Source organism: Rubrivirga marina, assembly GCF_002283365.1.
In the GTDB taxonomy this organism is placed as follows: domain Bacteria; phylum Bacteroidota; class Rhodothermia; order Rhodothermales; family Rubricoccaceae; genus Rubrivirga; species Rubrivirga marina.
On record NZ_MQWD01000001.1, the window covers coordinates 3,692,046 to 3,708,718 of the forward strand.

At 72.8% G+C, this 16,673-nt stretch carries 20 protein-coding genes; 12 read left to right on the forward strand and 8 right to left on the reverse strand.

The window, feature by feature from the left end:
- The first annotated feature begins 69 nt into the window (after positions 1–69).
- Complete coding sequence (locus tag BSZ37_RS15655; protein ID WP_095511454.1) at positions 70–498, forward strand: FKBP-type peptidyl-prolyl cis-trans isomerase; 429 nt, start codon at positions 70–72, stop codon at positions 496–498.
- Between the two features lie 89 nt (positions 499–587).
- Here BSZ37_RS15655 and BSZ37_RS15660 read toward each other — a convergent pair whose 3' ends face one another.
- The 3 genes from BSZ37_RS15660 to BSZ37_RS15670 form a co-directional block, all read right to left on the reverse strand.
- Positions 588–836: a hypothetical protein gene (locus BSZ37_RS15660; RefSeq protein ID WP_095511455.1), complete on the reverse strand. Its 249-nt coding sequence runs from the start codon at positions 834–836 to the stop codon at positions 588–590.
- Positions 833–2,038, reverse strand: coding sequence for a PepSY-associated TM helix domain-containing protein (locus BSZ37_RS15665; RefSeq protein ID WP_095511456.1), 1,206 nt, complete (start codon positions 2,036–2,038; stop codon positions 833–835). The genes BSZ37_RS15660 and BSZ37_RS15665 overlap by 4 nt, the downstream gene beginning before the upstream one ends.
- 63 nt (positions 2,039–2,101) lie before the next feature.
- A complete protein-coding gene (locus tag BSZ37_RS15670; RefSeq protein ID WP_179299682.1) occupies positions 2,102–4,441 on the reverse strand; it encodes a TonB-dependent siderophore receptor in 2,340 nt (779 codons plus the stop codon).
- A 227-nt stretch (positions 4,442–4,668) separates the two neighbouring features.
- On the opposite strand from BSZ37_RS15670, the gene BSZ37_RS15675 reads away from it, so the two are divergent.
- Complete coding sequence (locus BSZ37_RS15675; RefSeq protein ID WP_143537685.1) at positions 4,669–5,169, forward strand: retropepsin-like aspartic protease; 501 nt, start codon at positions 4,669–4,671, stop codon at positions 5,167–5,169.
- A gap of 15 nt (positions 5,170–5,184) precedes the next feature.
- Here BSZ37_RS15675 and BSZ37_RS15680 read toward each other — a convergent pair whose 3' ends face one another.
- Positions 5,185–5,511 carry a DMT family transporter gene (locus BSZ37_RS15680; protein ID WP_095511459.1) on the reverse strand — a complete coding sequence of 109 codons (327 nt, stop codon included), beginning with the start codon at positions 5,509–5,511 and terminating at the stop codon, positions 5,185–5,187.
- A gap of 23 nt (positions 5,512–5,534) precedes the next feature.
- Positions 5,535–6,833, reverse strand: coding sequence for a dihydroorotase (locus BSZ37_RS15685; RefSeq protein WP_095511460.1), 1,299 nt, complete (start codon positions 6,831–6,833; stop codon positions 5,535–5,537).
- A gap of 81 nt (positions 6,834–6,914) precedes the next feature.
- On the opposite strand from BSZ37_RS15685, the gene BSZ37_RS15690 reads away from it, so the two are divergent.
- From BSZ37_RS15690 to BSZ37_RS15725, 8 genes are all read left to right on the forward strand, one after another.
- Complete coding sequence (locus tag BSZ37_RS15690) at positions 6,915–7,448, forward strand: DUF3833 family protein (protein WP_143537686.1); 534 nt, start codon at positions 6,915–6,917, stop codon at positions 7,446–7,448.
- Positions 7,449–7,759: 311 nt separating this feature from the next.
- Positions 7,760–8,323, forward strand: coding sequence for a type 1 glutamine amidotransferase domain-containing protein (locus tag BSZ37_RS15695; RefSeq protein ID WP_095511462.1), 564 nt, complete (start codon positions 7,760–7,762; stop codon positions 8,321–8,323).
- A gap of 172 nt (positions 8,324–8,495) precedes the next feature.
- Entirely contained in the window at positions 8,496–9,638 is a 1,143-nt protein-coding gene (locus tag BSZ37_RS15700) for a porin (RefSeq protein WP_095511463.1), read from the forward strand.
- Positions 9,639–9,687: 49 nt separating this feature from the next.
- Positions 9,688–10,362, forward strand: a complete 675-nt coding sequence (locus BSZ37_RS15705; RefSeq protein WP_095511464.1) for a response regulator transcription factor — start codon at positions 9,688–9,690, stop codon at positions 10,360–10,362.
- Complete coding sequence (locus tag BSZ37_RS15710) at positions 10,343–11,773, forward strand: sensor histidine kinase (protein WP_095511465.1); 1,431 nt, start codon at positions 10,343–10,345, stop codon at positions 11,771–11,773. The genes BSZ37_RS15705 and BSZ37_RS15710 overlap by 20 nt, the downstream gene beginning before the upstream one ends.
- Before the next feature lie 62 nt (positions 11,774–11,835).
- Positions 11,836–12,246, forward strand: coding sequence for a PepSY domain-containing protein (locus BSZ37_RS15715; protein ID WP_095511466.1), 411 nt, complete (start codon positions 11,836–11,838; stop codon positions 12,244–12,246).
- Positions 12,247–12,440: 194 nt separating this feature from the next.
- Positions 12,441–13,154, forward strand: a complete 714-nt coding sequence (locus BSZ37_RS15720) for a hypothetical protein (RefSeq protein ID WP_179299683.1) — start codon at positions 12,441–12,443, stop codon at positions 13,152–13,154.
- Complete coding sequence (locus BSZ37_RS15725) at positions 13,151–13,549, forward strand: NUDIX hydrolase (RefSeq protein ID WP_095511468.1); 399 nt, start codon at positions 13,151–13,153, stop codon at positions 13,547–13,549. Before BSZ37_RS15720 ends, BSZ37_RS15725 begins: the two co-directional genes overlap by 4 nt.
- Here the strand turns inward: BSZ37_RS15725 and BSZ37_RS15730 are convergent.
- On the reverse strand, positions 13,546–14,136 hold the full coding sequence (locus BSZ37_RS15730; protein WP_095511469.1) for a hypothetical protein: 591 nt from the start codon (positions 14,134–14,136) through the stop codon (positions 13,546–13,548). The genes BSZ37_RS15725 and BSZ37_RS15730 overlap by 4 nt on opposite strands.
- Positions 14,137–14,223: 87 nt before the next feature.
- Between BSZ37_RS15730 and BSZ37_RS15735 the strand changes: the two genes are divergently transcribed.
- Together BSZ37_RS15735 and ypfJ are read left to right on the forward strand one after the other, a co-directional pair.
- Entirely contained in the window at positions 14,224–14,709 is a 486-nt protein-coding gene (locus BSZ37_RS15735; protein ID WP_218830529.1) for a TrmH family RNA methyltransferase, read from the forward strand.
- A 45-nt stretch (positions 14,710–14,754) separates the two neighbouring features.
- On the forward strand, positions 14,755–15,549 hold the full coding sequence (gene ypfJ, locus BSZ37_RS15740; protein ID WP_095511471.1) for a KPN_02809 family neutral zinc metallopeptidase: 795 nt from the start codon (positions 14,755–14,757) through the stop codon (positions 15,547–15,549).
- A 15-nt stretch (positions 15,550–15,564) separates the two neighbouring features.
- Here the strand turns inward: ypfJ and BSZ37_RS15745 are convergent, their stop codons facing one another.
- Positions 15,565–15,957 carry a nuclear transport factor 2 family protein gene (locus tag BSZ37_RS15745; protein WP_095511472.1) on the reverse strand — a complete coding sequence of 131 codons (393 nt, stop codon included), beginning with the start codon at positions 15,955–15,957 and terminating at the stop codon, positions 15,565–15,567.
- 49 nt (positions 15,958–16,006) lie between these two features.
- A complete protein-coding gene (locus BSZ37_RS15750; protein ID WP_143537688.1) occupies positions 16,007–16,666 on the reverse strand; it encodes a 4'-phosphopantetheinyl transferase family protein in 660 nt (219 codons plus the stop codon).
- Positions 16,667–16,673: the final 7 nt, after the last annotated feature.

The following is a 16,673-nucleotide window of genomic DNA, read 5'->3' on the forward strand; positions in this document are numbered from 1 at the left end:
GACTCGGCGAAGCCGGAACCCAGGGCCCGCCCGGCCCATCCCTCCCACTCACACTCCCGAGAAGATCCCATGCCCGCCCAGCCCGGAGACCAGGTCTCCGTCCACTACGCCGGCCGCCTCGACGACGGCACCCCGTTCGACTCGTCGGAGGGCCGCGAGCCGCTCCAGTTCACGCTCGGCTCCGGCCAAGTCGTCGCCGGCTTCGACGAGGCCGTGACCGGCATGGAGGTCGGCGAGGACAAGACGGTCCGGCTCGATCCCGAAGCCGCCTACGGCGAGCGCCGCGACGACCTCGTCCTCGAGGTCCCCAAATCGGCGTTCCCGGACGACGCCACGCCGTCGGTGGGCCAGGGCGTCCGCCTCGGGCTCCAGGGTGGCGGGGCCGTCGAGGCCCGCGTGGTCGAGGTCGAGGACCAGTCGGTCACGCTCGACGCCAACCACCCGCTCGCCGGCCAGGCCCTCACGTTCGACCTGACGCTGGTCGACGTCGCCGACTAACCTCGGGCTTCCCCCCTGCTCCGCCGCGCCTGGGCCTCGTCGCCCGGCGCGGCGGCGACCTGTCGGCCCGCCTCGGCGTCCCTCCGGACCTACCCGTGCGGCGGGAGCGCCGGACGGACGGCGCGACGCCCTGGAGTCGGCGTCGGCCCATCAGCCTCGGGCTCGCGCCGACGGCGGAAGCCCCAGAGGCTCACGACGGCCGGGACGGTCAGCGCGAGCCACGAGAGCGCGTCGCCCCACCCGTCGGCCACGAGCGCGGCGACGAGTCCGACGAGGCTCAGCACGCCGAGCACGACGGGGCCCCCCCAGATCTGCGAAGGCGAGAGAACGCGGCTCATGACCGGGCGGGCTGGACGACCGAGGCGGACGACGTGACGGTCTGGGGCACGTCGCCGGCCGCCCCGTCGCCCCGCGCGTTCCGGAGCCAGTCGTCGAACGTGACGTTTCGCTTTTTCAGCCAGAGGTAGACGCCGCTGCCCAGCACGACGATCGCGAGGACGTCGAAGAGCGCCCACAGGACTTTGAGCGGCAGCCCGCCATAGTTGCCGAAGTGGAGCGGCTGCGAGACGAACAGGACCTGGGCGTACCACGGCATCGACGACACCTCCAGCACCTCGCCCGTCGCGGCGTCGACGAGGACAGCCGTGAACAGCCGCGCCGTCCGCGCCTCCTCGCCGACCATGAACGCCGTGAAGTGGTGCGGGCTGGCGAACTCGTTCCCCGGGAAGGCGAGGAAGCTCAGGATCTTGCCCGGCGTCTCGGCCGACGCGTTCTCGAGGACCGTGTCGACCGAGACGAGGTCGGTCACCGGCGGCTCGTCGGGCGCCGCGTGCTTGGAGGTCATCTCCGCCAGTTCCGTCGCCTGCCACGTCTGGAAGATGGGGATCGCGAGCGCGTTGATCGTCCCCGTGAACCCGACCACGAGGAGCCACACGAGCGTGGCGACGCCGAGCAGGTTGTGGAGGTCGAGCCACCGCAGCCGCGGCGTCTTCTCGCGGACCGTCCCGAACCGGAGCTTCCGCATCACGCGGCCATAGAGCACGACGCCCGAGATCAGCGACAGCACGAGGAAGATCCCCATCGAGCCGAGGAACAGCGTCCCCTTGAGCCCGGCGTAGAGGTCGACGTGGAGCCGCTCCATGACCGTCATGAAGCCGCCCTTCTCGAGGGGGTACACGTTGAGGTGCTCGCCCGTCCGCGCGTCGTACGTGTCGAACACGTTGATCGTCGAGCCCTCGGGCGACTCGCCCATCCGGATGAACACGACGTTCGGGTCGTCGGGGTCGCCCACGACGAACTGCATGTGCTCGTCCGGGTAGCGCGCCTGGGCGTCGGCGATCATGCCGTCGATCGAGGCCCGCTCGGCCGGGACCTGGGCCAGCTCCGGCGGGTCGACGCTGTTGCCGAGCGCGTGGTCGATCTCGTGCGCGAAGATGAGCGGGAGCCCCGTCACGCACAGGAGGAGCAGGAAGAGCGTGCTCACGAGGCTCGTCCACTTGTGGACGAGGAACCAAGCGCGGAGGGCGTTGGGGCTCAGCATGGTCGAAGTCTGGATACGGGCGTGGGGGCGCCCCCGCGAGTCGCCCCCCTACGAGGGCGCCCGCTAGAAGCGGACCGAGAGGCCGGCGCTCACCTGGCGGCCCGCGCCGAACGTCACGAGCGTCGAGTTCCGCGCGAACGCCGAGGCCACGTAGGCGTCGTCGAACACGTTCTGGACGTTGACCGCGAGGCGGACGGGCGCGAACTCGTAGTACACCGCGGCGTCGGCGAGGGTCGTGGCGGGCGCCTCGATCGTGTTGGCCGCGTCGCCGTAGCTGGACCCGACGTGCCGGACGCCGGCACCGAAGCCGAGGCCGGCGAGGGGGCCGCGCGGGAGCGCGTAGTCAGCCCAGAGCGAGGCGGTGAGTGAGGGGATCTGCGTCGGCCGCATCCCGAGCTCCGCGGCGTTGCTCGTCTCCGTGATCTCGACGTCGAGAAGCGTGAGCCCCGCCGTCACGTCGAAGCCATTCACGAGGCTCGCCACGCCCTCGACCTCGACGCCCTGCGAGCGGACCTCGCCGGTCTGGACCTGGAGGAACGTGGTCGGGTCGTACTGGAGGAAGTCCTCGCGCGTGAGGTCGAACAGGGCGACGGTAAAGAACCCGTTCCACGTCGGCGGCTGGACCTTGACGCCGGCCTCGAGCTGGCGGCCGCGCTCGGGCGAGAACGGCTGGCCCTCGGCGTCGAGGCCGATCTGCGGGAGGAAGGACTCGGCGTAGCTCGCGTACGGCGCGACGCCGTAGGGCAGCTTCACGATGAGCCCCGCGCGGCCGGTGAACGCCGCGTCGTCCTGCTCCGTCACGGCGCCGTCGGCGAGGAGGTTCGTCGTCTCCGTCCGCGCCCAGTCGTAGCGGCCGTTGAGCGACAGGATGAGCCGCTCGGCCACGTCGAACTGGCCCTGGAGGTAGACGCCCGTCTGCGCCTGCTGCGTCTCGGAGTCGGCGAAGACCGGCGCGTCGTCCACCGTCTGGTCGTAGTCGGGCGCGAACAGGTCGAGCGACGGCGCCCCGCCGAACGTCTGCTGAAGCCCGACGTCGAGGAGCTGGACGTCGAGGCCGGCGAGGACCGTGGCGTCGACCGCCCCCACCTCAGTCTGGGCGCGGACCGAGTTGTCGAGCGCGAGCCCGTCGAGCGAGCCGAACGTCCCGAACAGCGACCGCGTGAGGGTCCGGCCGTCGTCCATGAGGCCCGTCGAGTAGACCGTCACGTCGTCGAGCTCGGACGAGTAGGCGCGCGTGTTCTGGCGGAGCGTCCAGGTCTCGCCGACGCGGTGCTCGAAGAGCGAGCTGGCCGACCACTCGTTCCGGTCGTACCGGTCGACGCCCGGCGCGCCGGTGTAGAACTCCGTCGGGACCTCCCCGAGCGCGTTGTCCTCGAGCGTGCCCTCGATGGGGAGGGCCTGCGAGGCGCCCGTGTCGTCGAACTGGGCGTGGCCCAGGACCGTCCAGTTCGTCGCCGAGGTGGGCCGCCACGACAGGGCGGGCGCCACGAACAGCCGGTCGTTGTCGACGAACTCGACCTGCGTGCCGCTCTGGCGGGCGAGGCCGGTGAGGCGGTACGTGAACCGGCCGGCGGCGTCGATGGGACCGGACACGTCGGCCTGGGCCTGGAGCCGGCCGAAGGAGCCGGCCTCGACGGTCGCCTCGCGCTGGTCGACGAGCGTCGGCCGCTTCGACGAGAAGGCGACCACGCCGCCCGGGCTCCCGGCGCCGTACAGCACCGAGGCCGGCCCGCGGAGCACCTCGATCCGCTCCATCCCGTACGGCTCGACGTTGTAGCCGACGGCGTAGTTCACGTTGCGGAGCTGGAGGCCGTCGCGGTAGAGGCCCGTCTGGGTCGCGTCGAACCCGCGGATCTTGAGCCACGTGAACCGGGGCTCGAAGCCCCACGCCTCGCCCTGGATGCCGGGCGTGTAGCGGAGCGCCTCGGCGAGCGTCGTCGCGTCCTGGACCTCGAGCTGGTCCTGCGTGATCACCGAGACCGACTGCGGCGTCTCGAGCGGCGCCGCCCCGATCTTGCTCGCCGACGACAGCGCGGTCGGCACGAACCCGCCGCGACGGCTCACGACCGTGATGGCGCCGAGGCTCTCGGTCTGCTCCGAGAGCGCCACGTCGAGCACCACGCGCTCGCCCTCGAGCACCTCGACGGTCCGCGAGACGGGCTCATAGCCGACGAGGCTCACGCGGACCGTGTGCGTGTCGACGGGGACTTCCAGGATGGTGAACGCCCCGGCCGGACCGGACGACGTGCCGGTCGTGGTGCCGGCGAGGACGATGGTCGCGCCCGGCAACGGCTGCTGCGTGTCGGCGTCGAGGACGCGGCCGGCGAGGGTGCCGGTCTGGGCGAACGCGGCGAGGGGAGCGGCGGCGAGCGCCAACAGGACGAGGAGACGGGGTCGGAGCATGAGGAGGGCCGGTGCCGCCGGCGTTATCTGGACGGGATCCAAACCTAGATCCGGTCCAGATAAGCTAGCGACCGCATCTCGCCGCTCCGCCGAATCTTGGCATTGGGCCCGTGGGGCTCGGCCTCCAGACAGACGGGGCCGGGCGCCCGTAGGGAGACACCTGGGCTCGCGGGCGTCCCGGATCCACACGTTCCGCTCGCCGTGAACGGCCGCCATCCCCCCTCCCCGTGCTGCGTTCCCTTCTCCTCGGCCTGGCCGGACTGATGCCACTCGCCGGCTGCGAGGTCCCCGTCAGCGGCGAGCCGTCCCGCATCGAAGCTCCCGCCGACTCGTCCGGCATCGCGTTCTCGCTGGAGGGACCAGGCGGTGCGGCCATCGTCGTGCCCGTCTCGATCAACGGCGGCCCCGAGCGGCCGTTCGTGCTCGACACCGGCGCGACGCTCACCTGCCTCGACGCCGCGGTCGCCGACTCCCTCGACCTTCCGAGCCGCCCGGGCGTCCGCGGGACCGGCGCGGGCATCGGCGGTGTGGGGAGCGTCGGCATCGTCCAGGCCGACTCGTTCCGCGTGGGCGACGTGACGGCCTACGACCTCACGATCTGCACGCTCGACCTCTCGGCCATCGAGGGCGTCGGGCTGGAGGCGGACGGGCTGGTGGGGCTCAACTTCCTGACGTCGTTCCGCGTCGGGCTCGACTTCGAGACGCAGACGCTCACGCTCGCCCCCTGAGCCGTCCGGCCTCGGTCAGTGGCCGGACGGGCTGAGCAGCCGGAGCCCCGCGACCCCGGCGAGGATGAGCCCGAGGCAGACGAGGCGCCCTGCCGTCCGCGGCTCGCCCAGGACGAGGATCCCGTAGACGACGGCCCCGAGGGCGCCGACGCCGGTCCACACGGCGTAGGCCGTGCCGACGGGCAGGACGCGCGTGGCGAGGGAGAGCCCATAGACGCTGACGACCATCGCGGCGACCACGCCCACGCTCGGTCCGAGGCGGGTGAACCCGTCGGTCCGGGGCAGTCCCACGGCCCAGACGGTCTCGAACAGTGCGCTCACGAGGAGCACGGCCCACGCCATCGACGCGCTGCCGGGAAACGCGCTCACGCCTCGGCCTCCACGAACTGGCCGTTGTTCACGACGGCCCAGGCCCGACCGACCATCGGGGCGCCGATGAACGGCGTGTTGTGGGACTTCGACCGGACGTGCCGTCGCTCGAAGGTCCACTCCGTCGTCGCGTCGAAGAGGGTCAGATTGGCTTCGGCGCCCTCGTCGAGCGTCGGGACGTCGAGGCCGAGGATCTCGCGCGGCGCGACCGCGAGCTTGCGGACGGCGTCCTCGACCGACAGCACGCCCGGCGCGATGAGATCGCGGCCCGTGAGCCCCCAGCACGTCTCCAGGCCGAGGATCCCGAACGGCGCCTCGATGAACTCGACCTCCTTCTCGAACCCGGCGTGCGGCGCGTGGTCGGTCGCGATGGCGTCGATGGTCCCGTCGGCCAGCCCGTCCTTGATGGCCTGCACATCGGCGGCGGTGCGGAGCGGCGGGTGCATCTTCGTGTGCGTGTCGTAGGCCGAGGCCTCGACCGCCGCGTCGGTGAGGGCCCAGTGGTGCGGGCACGCCTCGGCGGTGATCTGGACGCCGCGGGCCTTCGCGCGGCGGACGATGTCGACGGCGGTGGCCGTCGAGATGTGGCAGACGTGGAACCGGGCGCCGGTGAACTCCGCCAGGAGCGCGTCCCGGGCGATCATGGCCTCCTCGGCGAGCCCGGGGATGCCGGGCAACCCGAGCCGCGTGGCGACGGCGCCCTCATTCATGTGGCCGTGCGGGTTGAGGGTCAGGTCCTCCTCGTGGCCGAGGATCGGCTTGCCGAGCGTTCGCGCGTATTCCAGGGCGCGGCGCATGAGGCCGCCGTGCTGGACCGGCGAGCCGTCGTCGGAAAAGCCGACGGCGCCGCCGGCCGCCATGTCGGCCATCTCGGCGAGTTCCTCGCCCTTCCGGCCCTTCGAGACGGTCCCGATCGGGTGCACGTCGACGACGAGCCCCTCGGCCCGCTTCGTGACGAACTCGACCACGTCGCGCGTGGCGATCGGCGGCTCGGTGTTGGGCATGCAGGCGACGGCCGTAAACCCGCCGAAGGCCGCCGCACGCGCGCCCGTCTCGATCGTCTCCTTGTGCTCCTGGCCGGGCTCGCGGAAGTGGACGTGCATGTCCATCCAGCCCTGCGAGATCGTCTTGCCCGACGCGTCGTAGACGAGGACGCCGTCGGCCTCGGCGGCCTCGCGGAGAGACTCGCCGAGGCGGGCGATCCGGCCGTCGCGGATCAGGACGTCGGCGCGGCGGGAGGTGCCGGTGCGGGCGTCGAGGACGGTGCCGTCGGCGAGGAGAAGGTCGAGGGGCATCGGGCGCGTAGGAGGACGCCGGAAGCTACCCCGCCCTCCCCTCCTCGCGGGACTGCCGTGCGCGGCCAGCGTAACCAGACCATGCTCGTTTTCTCCCGACTCGTGACCCTCGGCGCCCTCACCCTCACCTTCGCCGGCTGCCTCCCCGCCCTCCCGACTGTCGAGCCCGATCCCGAACCGGCCTTCGACCCCATCGCGTTTTTCGAGGGCCGCACCGAGGGGCTGGGCGTCCTCTCCATCCGGGCCCGGACGCCGGTGGTGGTCCGCGTCGAGAGCGTCGGGACGCCGATCGACGACGGGCTCGAGCTCCGCCAGACCATTCGCCTCGGCGACGACCCGGCAACGACACGGACCTGGGTCCTCAAACGGACTGGGCCGAAGACGTTCACCGGCTCCCTCACGGATGCGGAGGGGCCGGTCGAGGCCACGGCCAAGGGGAACACGCTTCGCATCCGCTATCGGATGGGACGCGTGACGACGGTCGCCCAGGACCTCACACTCCAGCCCGGCGGAGGCCTCGCGCTCAACCTCATGACGGTCCGAGTGCTTGGGGTCCCGGTGGCCCGACTGACGGAGCAGATCCGCCGCGTCGCGTCCGACGCATCGGACCCCTAGCGAGGTGGCGCGGGGGATCGTGGGGGACTTCCCGAAGCCGACGTCGAGGCACCGACCCGCGAGACCTCTGGAGGCGCTGCGGCGTTGCACGAGTGTCTTCCCCAATCCCACCACTCAATCCCACCATGTCACACTTCCGACCGCTCCGTTTCGCGCTCCTCGTCGCGATCGCCGCCCTCGTCGCCGGGGCGTTGCCCGTGTAGGTGACGCGGGGGCGGTGCCGGATCACCGCTGCCCCGAACTCCCGACGAAGGCCGAACCCTGGCGGTCGTCGCCGGTGCCAACTCTCCTTTCTCTCCACGCCCCCTCGTATGCCCACCCCTCTCACCGACACCGCCATCGCGATCCTCGCCACCGACGGGTTCGAACAGGTTGAGCTGACGAAGCCGAAGGCCGCGCTTGAGGAGGCCGGCGCGACGGTCCACGTCGTCTCGCCCGAGTCCGGCTCCATCAAGGGCTGGGACCAGGACCACTGGGGCGACTCGGTCGACGTCGACAAGACGCTCTCCGAGGCCGACGCCTCCGCCTACGACGCGCTCGTGCTCCCCGGCGGCCAGATCAACCCCGACAAGCTCCGAATCGACGGCGACGCGCTCGCCTTCGTCAAGGCGTTTGCCGCGGCCGGCAAGCCCATCGCGGCCATCTGCCACGCGCCCTGGCTCCTCGTCGAGGCCGGCCTCATCGAGGGCCGTAAGGCGACGTCGTACACGTCCATCCGCACCGACCTCAAGAACGCCGGGGCCGACGTGCAGAACCAGTCCGTCGTGAAGGACGAGGACGGCCCGTTTGTCCTCATCACGAGCCGCAACCCGGACGACATCCCGGCCTTCAATCAGGCCATCATCGAGACCGTCGGCGCTGCGATGCCCGCGTAGGTCACGGCCCCTCCCGCCTCGGCACCGAGGCGGACCGAGTCGCGCCCCGTTGGCTTCGGCCGGCGGGGCGCATTTCGTGAGGCCGCCACTTGAGATTACCATTCTGTAAGACTCCGGAAAGGCGCGGGCAAGGCCCGCCCCGTAGGTCGAGGTCTTACTCCACGTCCTCCCCGTGCGCACTCCCCTCTTCGGCCTTCTCCTCGTCATCGGCCCCGTCGCGGCCCAGGACGCCGCGCCCGACTGGACCTCCTCCGATGGAACGGTGACGGTCTCCGTTGGCGGCAAGCTCCACGCGGATGCGAGGGTCGTGGATGGGGACGCGGCGAGCCCGTTCCTCGTCCGCAGGGCACGGGCGGGGGTCGAGGTCGAGGTCGCGGAGCGGTTTCGAGCGACGTTCGAGCCCGGGTTCGGAGAGGGCGACGCCGAGCTCCTCGCCGGGTGGGTCGAGGCCGACCTCGCGGGCGGGCTCCGGCTCCGCGCCGGCAAGTTCAAGTCGCCGTTCGGACTCGAGTCGCTCCGATCGTCGACCGACCTCCGCTTCGCAGAGCGGGCGCTCGCGACGGCGCTGTCGCCGCGCCGCGACGTGGGCGTGATGGCACACGTGGAGGCCCCGCGGCTCGAAGCCGCCCTCGGCCTGTTCAACGGCGTGCCGGACGGAGCGAGCGAGGACCGCGAGCCGAGCGACGCCAAGGACGTGGTCGCGCGGGTGCTGGCGTCGCCGGTTGAGGGCGTGTCTGTCGGCCTGGCGCTCGCCACCGGCGCCGAGCGGGGGACGTCGGAGGTCCCTGCGCTGGCGGACTACGAGACGAGCGCCGACCACGCGTTTCTCGCGTTCCGTCCCGGCGTCGTCGCCGACGGCGCCCGTCAGCGGGTCGGGCCGCAGGCGACGCTCGCTCGCGGCCGTCTCCAAGCCGACGCCGAGTGGACGTGGGCGCGCCACCGCGTCCGCGGGCCGGACGGACCCGCCGATCTGGAGCACGAGGCGTGGCAGGTCGCGGCGTCAGTCGTCCTTTCGGGCACGCCGCGGGGCCGCAAGCGACCGCTCCCGAGCCGGCCCGCGCCGGACGGCGGGATCGGCGCCGTCGAAGTCTCGGCCCGCGTCCACGGCTTCGCCGCCGATCCCGCGACCGCGCCGCTGGCGACGGCCGGGAGCGCACGGCGGGCCCTCGCGTGGGCCCTCGCCGCGCACTGGACGCCCATCGTCCCCGTCCGCCTCGGCGCGACCGTGGAGCGGACGACGTTCGACGGGTTTGAGGGGGAGGCCGACCCGCGGGCCGAGACGGCCCTCTTCGTCCGCGCCGCGTTCGAATTGTAGCGAATCCGCACTGCGTCGCACCGGTTGACGCCTCCCCTCTCCCGCCGTCATGCGCCTGCTCGTCGTCGAGGACGACCCCCACATCGCCGAGTTCGTCCAGACTGGGCTTCGCGAGGCCGGCTACGCCGTCGACCGGGCCGTCGACGGCCACGAAGCGTTCGCGCTGGCGACGAACGAGCCCTACGACGCGGCCGTGGTCGACCTCATGCTGCCACGACTCGACGGGCTCGGCCTGATCGAGCAGCTCCGCCAGCGCGGCGTGGCGACGCCCGTCCTGATCCTCAGCGCCAAGCGGTCCGTCGACGACCGCGTGCGCGGCCTGGAGGCCGGGGGCGACGACTACCTCACCAAGCCGTTCGCCTTCGCGGAACTGCTGGCTCGCGTGCAGGCGCTCATCCGGCGGAGCACGGGCGCCGCCGAGGCCACCCGCCTCACGGCCGGCCCGGTCGCCATCGACCTCATCGGGCGGACCGTCACGCGTGCGGGCGACGAGATCGACCTCCAGCCCCGCGAGTTCTCCCTCCTCGAGTACCTCGTTCGCCACGCCGGTCGCGTCGTGTCGAAAACGGCCATCCACCAGCACGTCTGGGACTTCGACTTCACGCCGCAGACGAACGTAGTCGAGGTCCTCGTCCACCGGCTCCGGCAGAAGGTCGAACGCGACGACGCCCCCCCGCTGATCCACACCGTCCGCGGCGCGGGCTATGTCTTCCGCACGCCCTGACCGGGCCGAGGGCTGGCGGGCCACGCGTCCCGGAGTCCGGCTCGCGCTGGGCTACGCCGTCGTGTTCGCGCTGAGCGCGACAGCTCTCTTCGCCCTGACCTACGCCGCGCTCGGGTTCTTCCTCCACCGCCAGGACAGCGCCTTCCTGCGGTCCCAGCTCGACGCCGCGGAGGCCACGTACGCGCGCGATGGGTTGGCCGGCGTCCGCCGCCTCGCCGCCCGCCTCCAGGGCGACGACCGCGGCGAGGAGGTGTTGATCCGGATCGCCGACGCCGACAACGCGACCCGCCTGCTCGCCCTCCCGGACGCCTGGCTCCCCGGCGACTTCGCCCGCCTCGGCACCGAGGCGCCCCGGGTCGGCGGGCCCGTGGAGTTGTGGAACGAGCGGGAGGGCCAGTCGCTCGACTACTACACGCGGCGGCTCCCGGGCGGCGACGTGCTCCAGGTCGGGCTCAACTCCGACGAGCGGGACGACGTGCTGGAGGCGTTCCCGCGCGTCGTCGGCGTCGTGGCCGTCCCGCTCCTCCTGCTGGCCGTCTTTGGCGGGTGGCTGATGGCCGTCCGCGCGCTGCGGCCGGTCCGCCAGCTGATCGGCACGCTGGAGGCCATCGCCGACACCGGCGACGTCCGCGAGCGGGCGCCGGCGCCGGAGGCCCGCGGGGAATTCGCCGACCTGTTCGCGCTGTTCAACCGGATGCTCGACCGGATCGAGGGGCTCGTCGGCCGCCTCCGCGGGACGCTCGACGACGTGGCCCACGACCTCCGGACGCCGCTGACGGCGCTCCGCGGGACGGCCGAGCTCGCGCTCCAGCAGGAGCGAGACGCCGAGGGCTATCGCCGCGCGCTCGGCCGGATCGTCGAGTCGGCCGAGGCGGCCGAGGCCACGCTCGCGACCGTCATGGAGGTGGCCGAGGCCGAGGCCGGCGCGCTCCGCCTCGACCGCACCCCCGTCGACCTCGACGCCGTCGTGGCCGACGTCGCGGACCTCTTCGGGCTCGTGGCCGAGGAGAAGGGCGTGGCGCTCACCGTCGGCCCCGGCCGCGCGGGGACCGTCGACGGCGACCGCCAGCGGCTGCGGCGCGCGCTCGCCAACCTCGTCGACAACGCGGTCAAGTACACGCCGCCGGGAGAGCGGGTGGACATCGAGGCCGGCGGGGCCCCCGGCGCGGCGTTGGTGACCGTCCGCGACACGGGCGTCGGGATCGCCCCGGACGAGCTCCCGCTCGTTTGGGACCGGCTCTACCGGAGCGAGCGGACGCGCCACGAGCGCGGACTCGGACTCGGGCTCAGCCTCGCCCGTGCCATCGCCGAGGCGCACGGGGGACGACTCGACGCCGAGAGCACGCTTGGCGGGGGATCGGCCTTCACGCTGCGCCTCCCGGTCGGCGCGGCCTCCCTGTCTAAAGTGTAAGGCGAGCGCAAGGGGCCGGTAAGGGGCGGGCTGGTAGGACCGATCCACCCCCCTTCAGTCCCATGAAGACGCTCCTCTTCCTCTCGCTCGCCGGCATCGCCATCGTGGCCGTCGCGACGCCGGCCTTCCTCTCGTCCCCAGACACCGGGGAGGCCCACGTCGCGCCGGACACCCAGCCCGTGACGACCGTCGCCGGCCCGGCCTTCCTGACGGACCCCGATGACTGCCGGGTCGAGGGTACGATCCCGATCGTGGAGGACGCGGCCGTGACTCCCAGCCTAGCCCGAATCACCCCCGGCGAGGCCGAGGCCGCCGCCCTCGCGGCCGTCCCTGGCGGATCCGTTACCGGAACAGAGCTGGACGAGGAGGACGGCTTTCTCGTCTACGAGATCGACCTCCTCCAGAACGGCGCCGAGGTGGACGTAACCGTCGACGTGGGCAGCGGCGAGGTCGTCTGCACCGACCGCGACTGAGCCCGATGCCCGCCCACCCCGTCGACCGCAGACCGACCATGTCGCCCCTCCCGTCCCTCGTCGCCGCGCTCGCACTCACGCTCGCCGCGTGCGACCCCGCCCCCGCCGCGCAGGCCCCCGCGGCGCCAGCCCGTCCCGTCTCCTCGGCACCCGCTGCGGAACCGACGACCGGTCCCTATCGGTTCGATCAACCCGTGGCCACCTTCCGTCTTCCCCCCGACCTCCGCGAGATCTCCGGCCTCACCGTCCTGGACGACGCCCACCTCGGCGCCGTCCAGGACGAGGACGGCGACCTCTACGTCATCGAGCAGTCGACCGGGCGCGTGACGACGGTCGTCCCGTTCGGCCCGCCCGGCGATTACGAGGGCGTGGAGCGCGTCGGCGACCAGCTGTTCGTCCTGCGTGCCGACGGCGCCCTTCTCGAACTCGAAGGCTGGGGCGGCGGCGAGGCTCGGACCACGACCGTGGAGACCGGCCTCGGCGCCGGCGACTGCGACGCTGAGGGGCTGGGCAGCGACGGCGTCCGGCTCCTCATCGCGTGCAAAGAGGAGGGCGATGGCCCGTATGACGACCGAAACGTGGTCTACGCCTACCACCTGGAGGCAAGCGCGCTCGCCTCGGAGCCGGTCCTCGTGATCGACCCAGACGCCATCCCGGGCGACCGGAAGCTGCGCCCCTCGGCGCTCGCGGTCCACCCGCTCGACGGCCGCGTCGTGCTGCTGTCGTCGCGCCGCGAGTCGCTCGTCGCGCTCGACGCCGACGGATCGGCCGCCGGGGTCTGGGACCTCCGCCCGGCGGCCTTCGAACAGCCCGAGGGCCTCGCGTTCCTCGCCAACGGCGACGCGTTCGTGGCGAGCGAGGGAGACGACGGCCCGGCCGTCCTGCTCCGCTTCGCCTACGCGCCATGAGCCGCCAGTGCGCCGCGGTCCCCTTCCGGCTCGGCCCCGATGGGCCCGAGGTCCTGCTCGTCACGAGCCGGACGCGCGGCCGGTGGATCGTCCCGAAGGGGAACGTCGAGTCGGCCGGAGCCCGCGAGACGGCGGCGCTGGAGGCGTTCGAAGAGGCCGGCGTGACCGGGTGCGTCGGGCCGCGCCCGTTCGGATGCTACCACCACGACGGGGACGGCCTCGTCGACGTGTTCCTGCTGGCGGTCGAGGTCGAGCACGCGGTGTGGCCCGAGCGCGGGATCCGCGAACGGCGGTGGGTGCGGGCCTGCGAGGCCGCGGCCACGGCCGAGGTCACGGGGCTCCGCCCGATCCTCGACGCCGCCGCGGCCCGGATCGGCCCGAAGACGCGGGACTAGCTCCCGACGGGGAACTCGATCGAGATCGTCCCCGGGTAGCGGAGCGGTCCGAACTGCGTGCTGATCGAGGGCTGCGCCTCGAGGCGGATCGTCTGTCGCTGGCTGTTCGCCCCGGCCAGGTTGCCGACGAGCTGCGCGAGGTCGCCCACGTTGCGACCGAAGAACTGGACGAGGTCGAGCTCCATCGAGATCGGGAGGTCGACGGTCTGGCCCGGCGGAATCTGGCGGTCGTCGTTGTAGACGCCGGAGATGGTCTCGTTGCCGTCGAGGAACAGCGTCCAGTCGAGCGAGACGAGCTGCGCGGCGACGGCGTTGTCCGACGGGTTCTCGGCGCCGACGTGGAGGACGAAGCTGAGGGGCACCTCGCCCCGGGTCGCCGCCGCGCCGAGGCGGGCGAGGTCGGTCGGGCCGAGCGAGCCGCCGCCGCGGAGCCGGTCGAGGTCGACGCCCGCCACGAGGCCGTTCGACAGGCGGTCGAGCTCGAAGTCGACGTTCTGGAGCGCGGCGAGCTGCTGGATCGTGGTGCAGCCGGGGATCGTCAGGAGGACGCCGAGGACGACGACGGAGAGGGACGCGAGACGGGGCATGGTGGGATGGGTGGCGAGATTGCGTGTACGCGTGAGCCCGGGACGGGTCCCACGCTCGTCAGCCGCCTCGCCCCCCGCCCACGTCACGTGCCGCCCCATCCGATCGTCGTCGTCGCTCACGACCTCCGCTCCGCCTACAACGTCGGCTCCATCTTCCGCACGGCCGACTCGGCCGGACTGGCGGGCGTCGTCCTCACGGGGTTCACGGCGACGCCGGACCATCGCGGCGTGGCGAAGACCGCCCTCGGCGCTGAGGACGCCGTCTCGTGGCGGCACGTCGAGGACGTCCACGACGCCATCGCGGAGCTCCGCGCGGAGGGCTACACGATCGCGGCCCTCGAGCGCCTCCCCGAGGCGGTCGGCCTCGGCGACGTGCCCGCCGAGGCGTTCCCGCTCGCGCTCGTGCTCGGCAACGAGGTCCACGGCGTCCCGCCCGACGTACTGGACGCGGCCGACCTCGTCGTCGGGCTCCCGCAGTACGGCGTCAAGGCGTCGCTGAACGTGTCGGTCGCGTTTGGCGTCGCGGCCTACGGGCTCGTGGCGCGGGCGCGGGCCCTCCGAGGATCCGGCTGAGGCGCCGCCGCGTTGTCCGGGCCCTGGCCCCTCTCCCCTCTCGCCATGCTCATCCGCCCCGGCCGCTCGTCTGGAAACCTCATCGACCGCCGCGGTGGCGGGGGCGGCGGGAAGATCGGGCTCGGCCTCGGCGGGCTGGTGCTCCTCCTCATCGGCGCGTTCTTCGGGCTCGACCTCCGGCCGCTCCTCGGCGGCGGCGGGGCCGCGCCTCCGCCCGCGAACGAGCAGGCCGTCGAGCCCGACGACGAGGCCGGCCAGTTCGTCGACGCCGTCCTCGTGGAGACGGAGAACGTGTGGGGCGAGCTCTACCGCGAGTCCGGCGAGACGTACCGCGAGCCGAACGTCGTCCTGTACTCGGGACTCACGCAGACCGGCTGCGGGACGGGGCAGGCGCAGATGGGGCCGTTCTACTGCCCCAACGACCAGTCGGTCTACCTCGACCTCTCGTTCTTCAACCAGCTCCAGCGGATGGGCGCGCAGGGCGAGTTCGCGGTCGCCTACGTGATCGCCCACGAGGTGGCCCACCACGTCCAGAACCTCGAGGGGCTCCTCTCGCGGAGCCGCTCGAACGCCATGTCGGTCCAGACCGAGCTCCAGGCCGACTGCCTCGCGGGCATCTGGGCCCACCACGCCCGCGGCGAGGAGGGCCGCCTCGTGCTCAACGACGCCGACATCGAGTCCGGGATCTCCGCCGCCGCCGCCGTCGGCGACGACGCGATCCAGCAACGGTCCGGGCAGGCCGTCCGGCCCGAGTCGTTCACGCACGGCTCGAGCCGCCAGCGCGTCGACGCGTTCTTGAGCGGCTACCAGTCGGGCGACTACCGGGTCTGCTTCTCGTAGCGCCGCCGGCGCCCGTCACCCCATCTGGTCGCGCCACTGCGCGGTGTCGGTGTATTGCTGGAACGCGGAGACCTTCCCGTCGCGGAGGGTCCACGCGTGCGCGAACGGGGCATCGAGGGTCGCCCCGGAGGTCGTGCGCGTCCCGGAGTAGGTGCCGAGCGCGACGACGTGGTCGCCGTCGGCCACGAGCGTATGCGGGGCCGCCTGGAAGCCCTCGTAGTTCGACAGGATCCGGCCGAAGACGCCTTCGCCCACGGCCGCGGGGCTCGCGTAGGGGTTCCGGTCGGCCAGCGGGTTCCCTGGCGCCTCGTTCCACTCCACGTCGTCGTGTAGCGCCCCGAGCACGGTGGGGGCGTCGCCCTGGGCGAACGCGTCGTAGAGGCCCTGGATGATCTCGCGGTTGGTCATGGTGAGGGGGGAGGGAGAACCCGCTACGTACGGTGTGGCAGGTCCCCGATCAAGGGCTGGCCCACGCGATGGCGAGCCAGAGGTCGCCGTCGCGTCCGAATGCAACGGTCCACGCCCCGGACCCGTCCGCCTCGGCGCGCGCGTGGCCGGAGTCGGGCAGAGCGCCGTCGGCGTCGAGCGCGAGGCGGACCGACCGGCCGCCGGCACGGAAGCCGGTCCGCTGGCCCTTGAGGACGGCCTCCTTCAACGTCCACAAGAGCGTCTGGACATCGTCGGTCGGTCCGCCGAGCCGTTCGAGAAGCGCGTGCTCGTCGGCGTTGAGGATCCTCCGCCAGAGGTCGGGCCGGCGCCGCGCGACCCGTTCGAGGTCCACGCCCACGGGGCAGCCGGCGACGGCCGCCAGCGCGGCGACGTGGTCGGCCCGGGCCGTGTGGGCGATGGAGACGTGGAGGCCGGGGAGCTCCGGCGCCCCGTCGGCGCCGACGCCGAGCGGCACCGCCTCGGGCGGGACGCCGAGGCGGAGGGAGGCGAGCGTCCGGGCCGCCGTCCGGCCGAGCACGAACTGGCGACGGCGGTCGGGGTGCCCGAAGGTCTGGAGGCGCGACCGCTCCGCATCCGACAGGGCGGGAGGGGTGCCAGCGGCAGCCCGGAGGAGTCGGGCGTCCAGGCCCGCCGGGAGCCGCCACGTGCCCGGGTCGAGGTCTGTCATAGGGAGC

Coding starts and splice junctions, on each gene's coding strand:
- BSZ37_RS15655 (WP_095511454.1), top strand. CDS start 70: ATGCCCGCCCAGCCCGGAGACCAGGTCTCCGTCCACTACGCCGGCCGC.
- BSZ37_RS15660 (WP_095511455.1), bottom strand. CDS start 836: ATGAGCCGCGTTCTCTCGCCTTCGCAGATCTGGGGGGGCCCCGTCGTG.
- BSZ37_RS15665 (WP_095511456.1), bottom strand. CDS start 2,038: ATGCTGAGCCCCAACGCCCTCCGCGCTTGGTTCCTCGTCCACAAGTGG.
- BSZ37_RS15670 (WP_179299682.1), bottom strand. CDS start 4,441: ATGCTCCGACCCCGTCTCCTCGTCCTGTTGGCGCTCGCCGCCGCTCCC.
- BSZ37_RS15680 (WP_095511459.1), bottom strand. CDS start 5,511: ATGGCGTGGGCCGTGCTCCTCGTGAGCGCACTGTTCGAGACCGTCTGG.
- BSZ37_RS15685 (WP_095511460.1), bottom strand. CDS start 6,833: ATGCCCCTCGACCTTCTCCTCGCCGACGGCACCGTCCTCGACGCCCGC.
- BSZ37_RS15690 (WP_143537686.1), top strand. CDS start 6,915: ATGCTCGTTTTCTCCCGACTCGTGACCCTCGGCGCCCTCACCCTCACC.
- BSZ37_RS15695 (WP_095511462.1), top strand. CDS start 7,760: ATGCCCACCCCTCTCACCGACACCGCCATCGCGATCCTCGCCACCGAC.
- BSZ37_RS15705 (WP_095511464.1), top strand. CDS start 9,688: ATGCGCCTGCTCGTCGTCGAGGACGACCCCCACATCGCCGAGTTCGTC.
- BSZ37_RS15710 (WP_095511465.1), top strand. CDS start 10,343: ATGTCTTCCGCACGCCCTGACCGGGCCGAGGGCTGGCGGGCCACGCGT.
- BSZ37_RS15715 (WP_095511466.1), top strand. CDS start 11,836: ATGAAGACGCTCCTCTTCCTCTCGCTCGCCGGCATCGCCATCGTGGCC.
- BSZ37_RS15725 (WP_095511468.1), top strand. CDS start 13,151: ATGAGCCGCCAGTGCGCCGCGGTCCCCTTCCGGCTCGGCCCCGATGGG.
- BSZ37_RS15730 (WP_095511469.1), bottom strand. CDS start 14,136: ATGCCCCGTCTCGCGTCCCTCTCCGTCGTCGTCCTCGGCGTCCTCCTG.
- ypfJ (WP_095511471.1), top strand. CDS start 14,755: ATGCTCATCCGCCCCGGCCGCTCGTCTGGAAACCTCATCGACCGCCGC.
- BSZ37_RS15745 (WP_095511472.1), bottom strand. CDS start 15,957: ATGACCAACCGCGAGATCATCCAGGGCCTCTACGACGCGTTCGCCCAG.
- BSZ37_RS15750 (WP_143537688.1), bottom strand. CDS start 16,666: ATGACAGACCTCGACCCGGGCACGTGGCGGCTCCCGGCGGGCCTGGAC.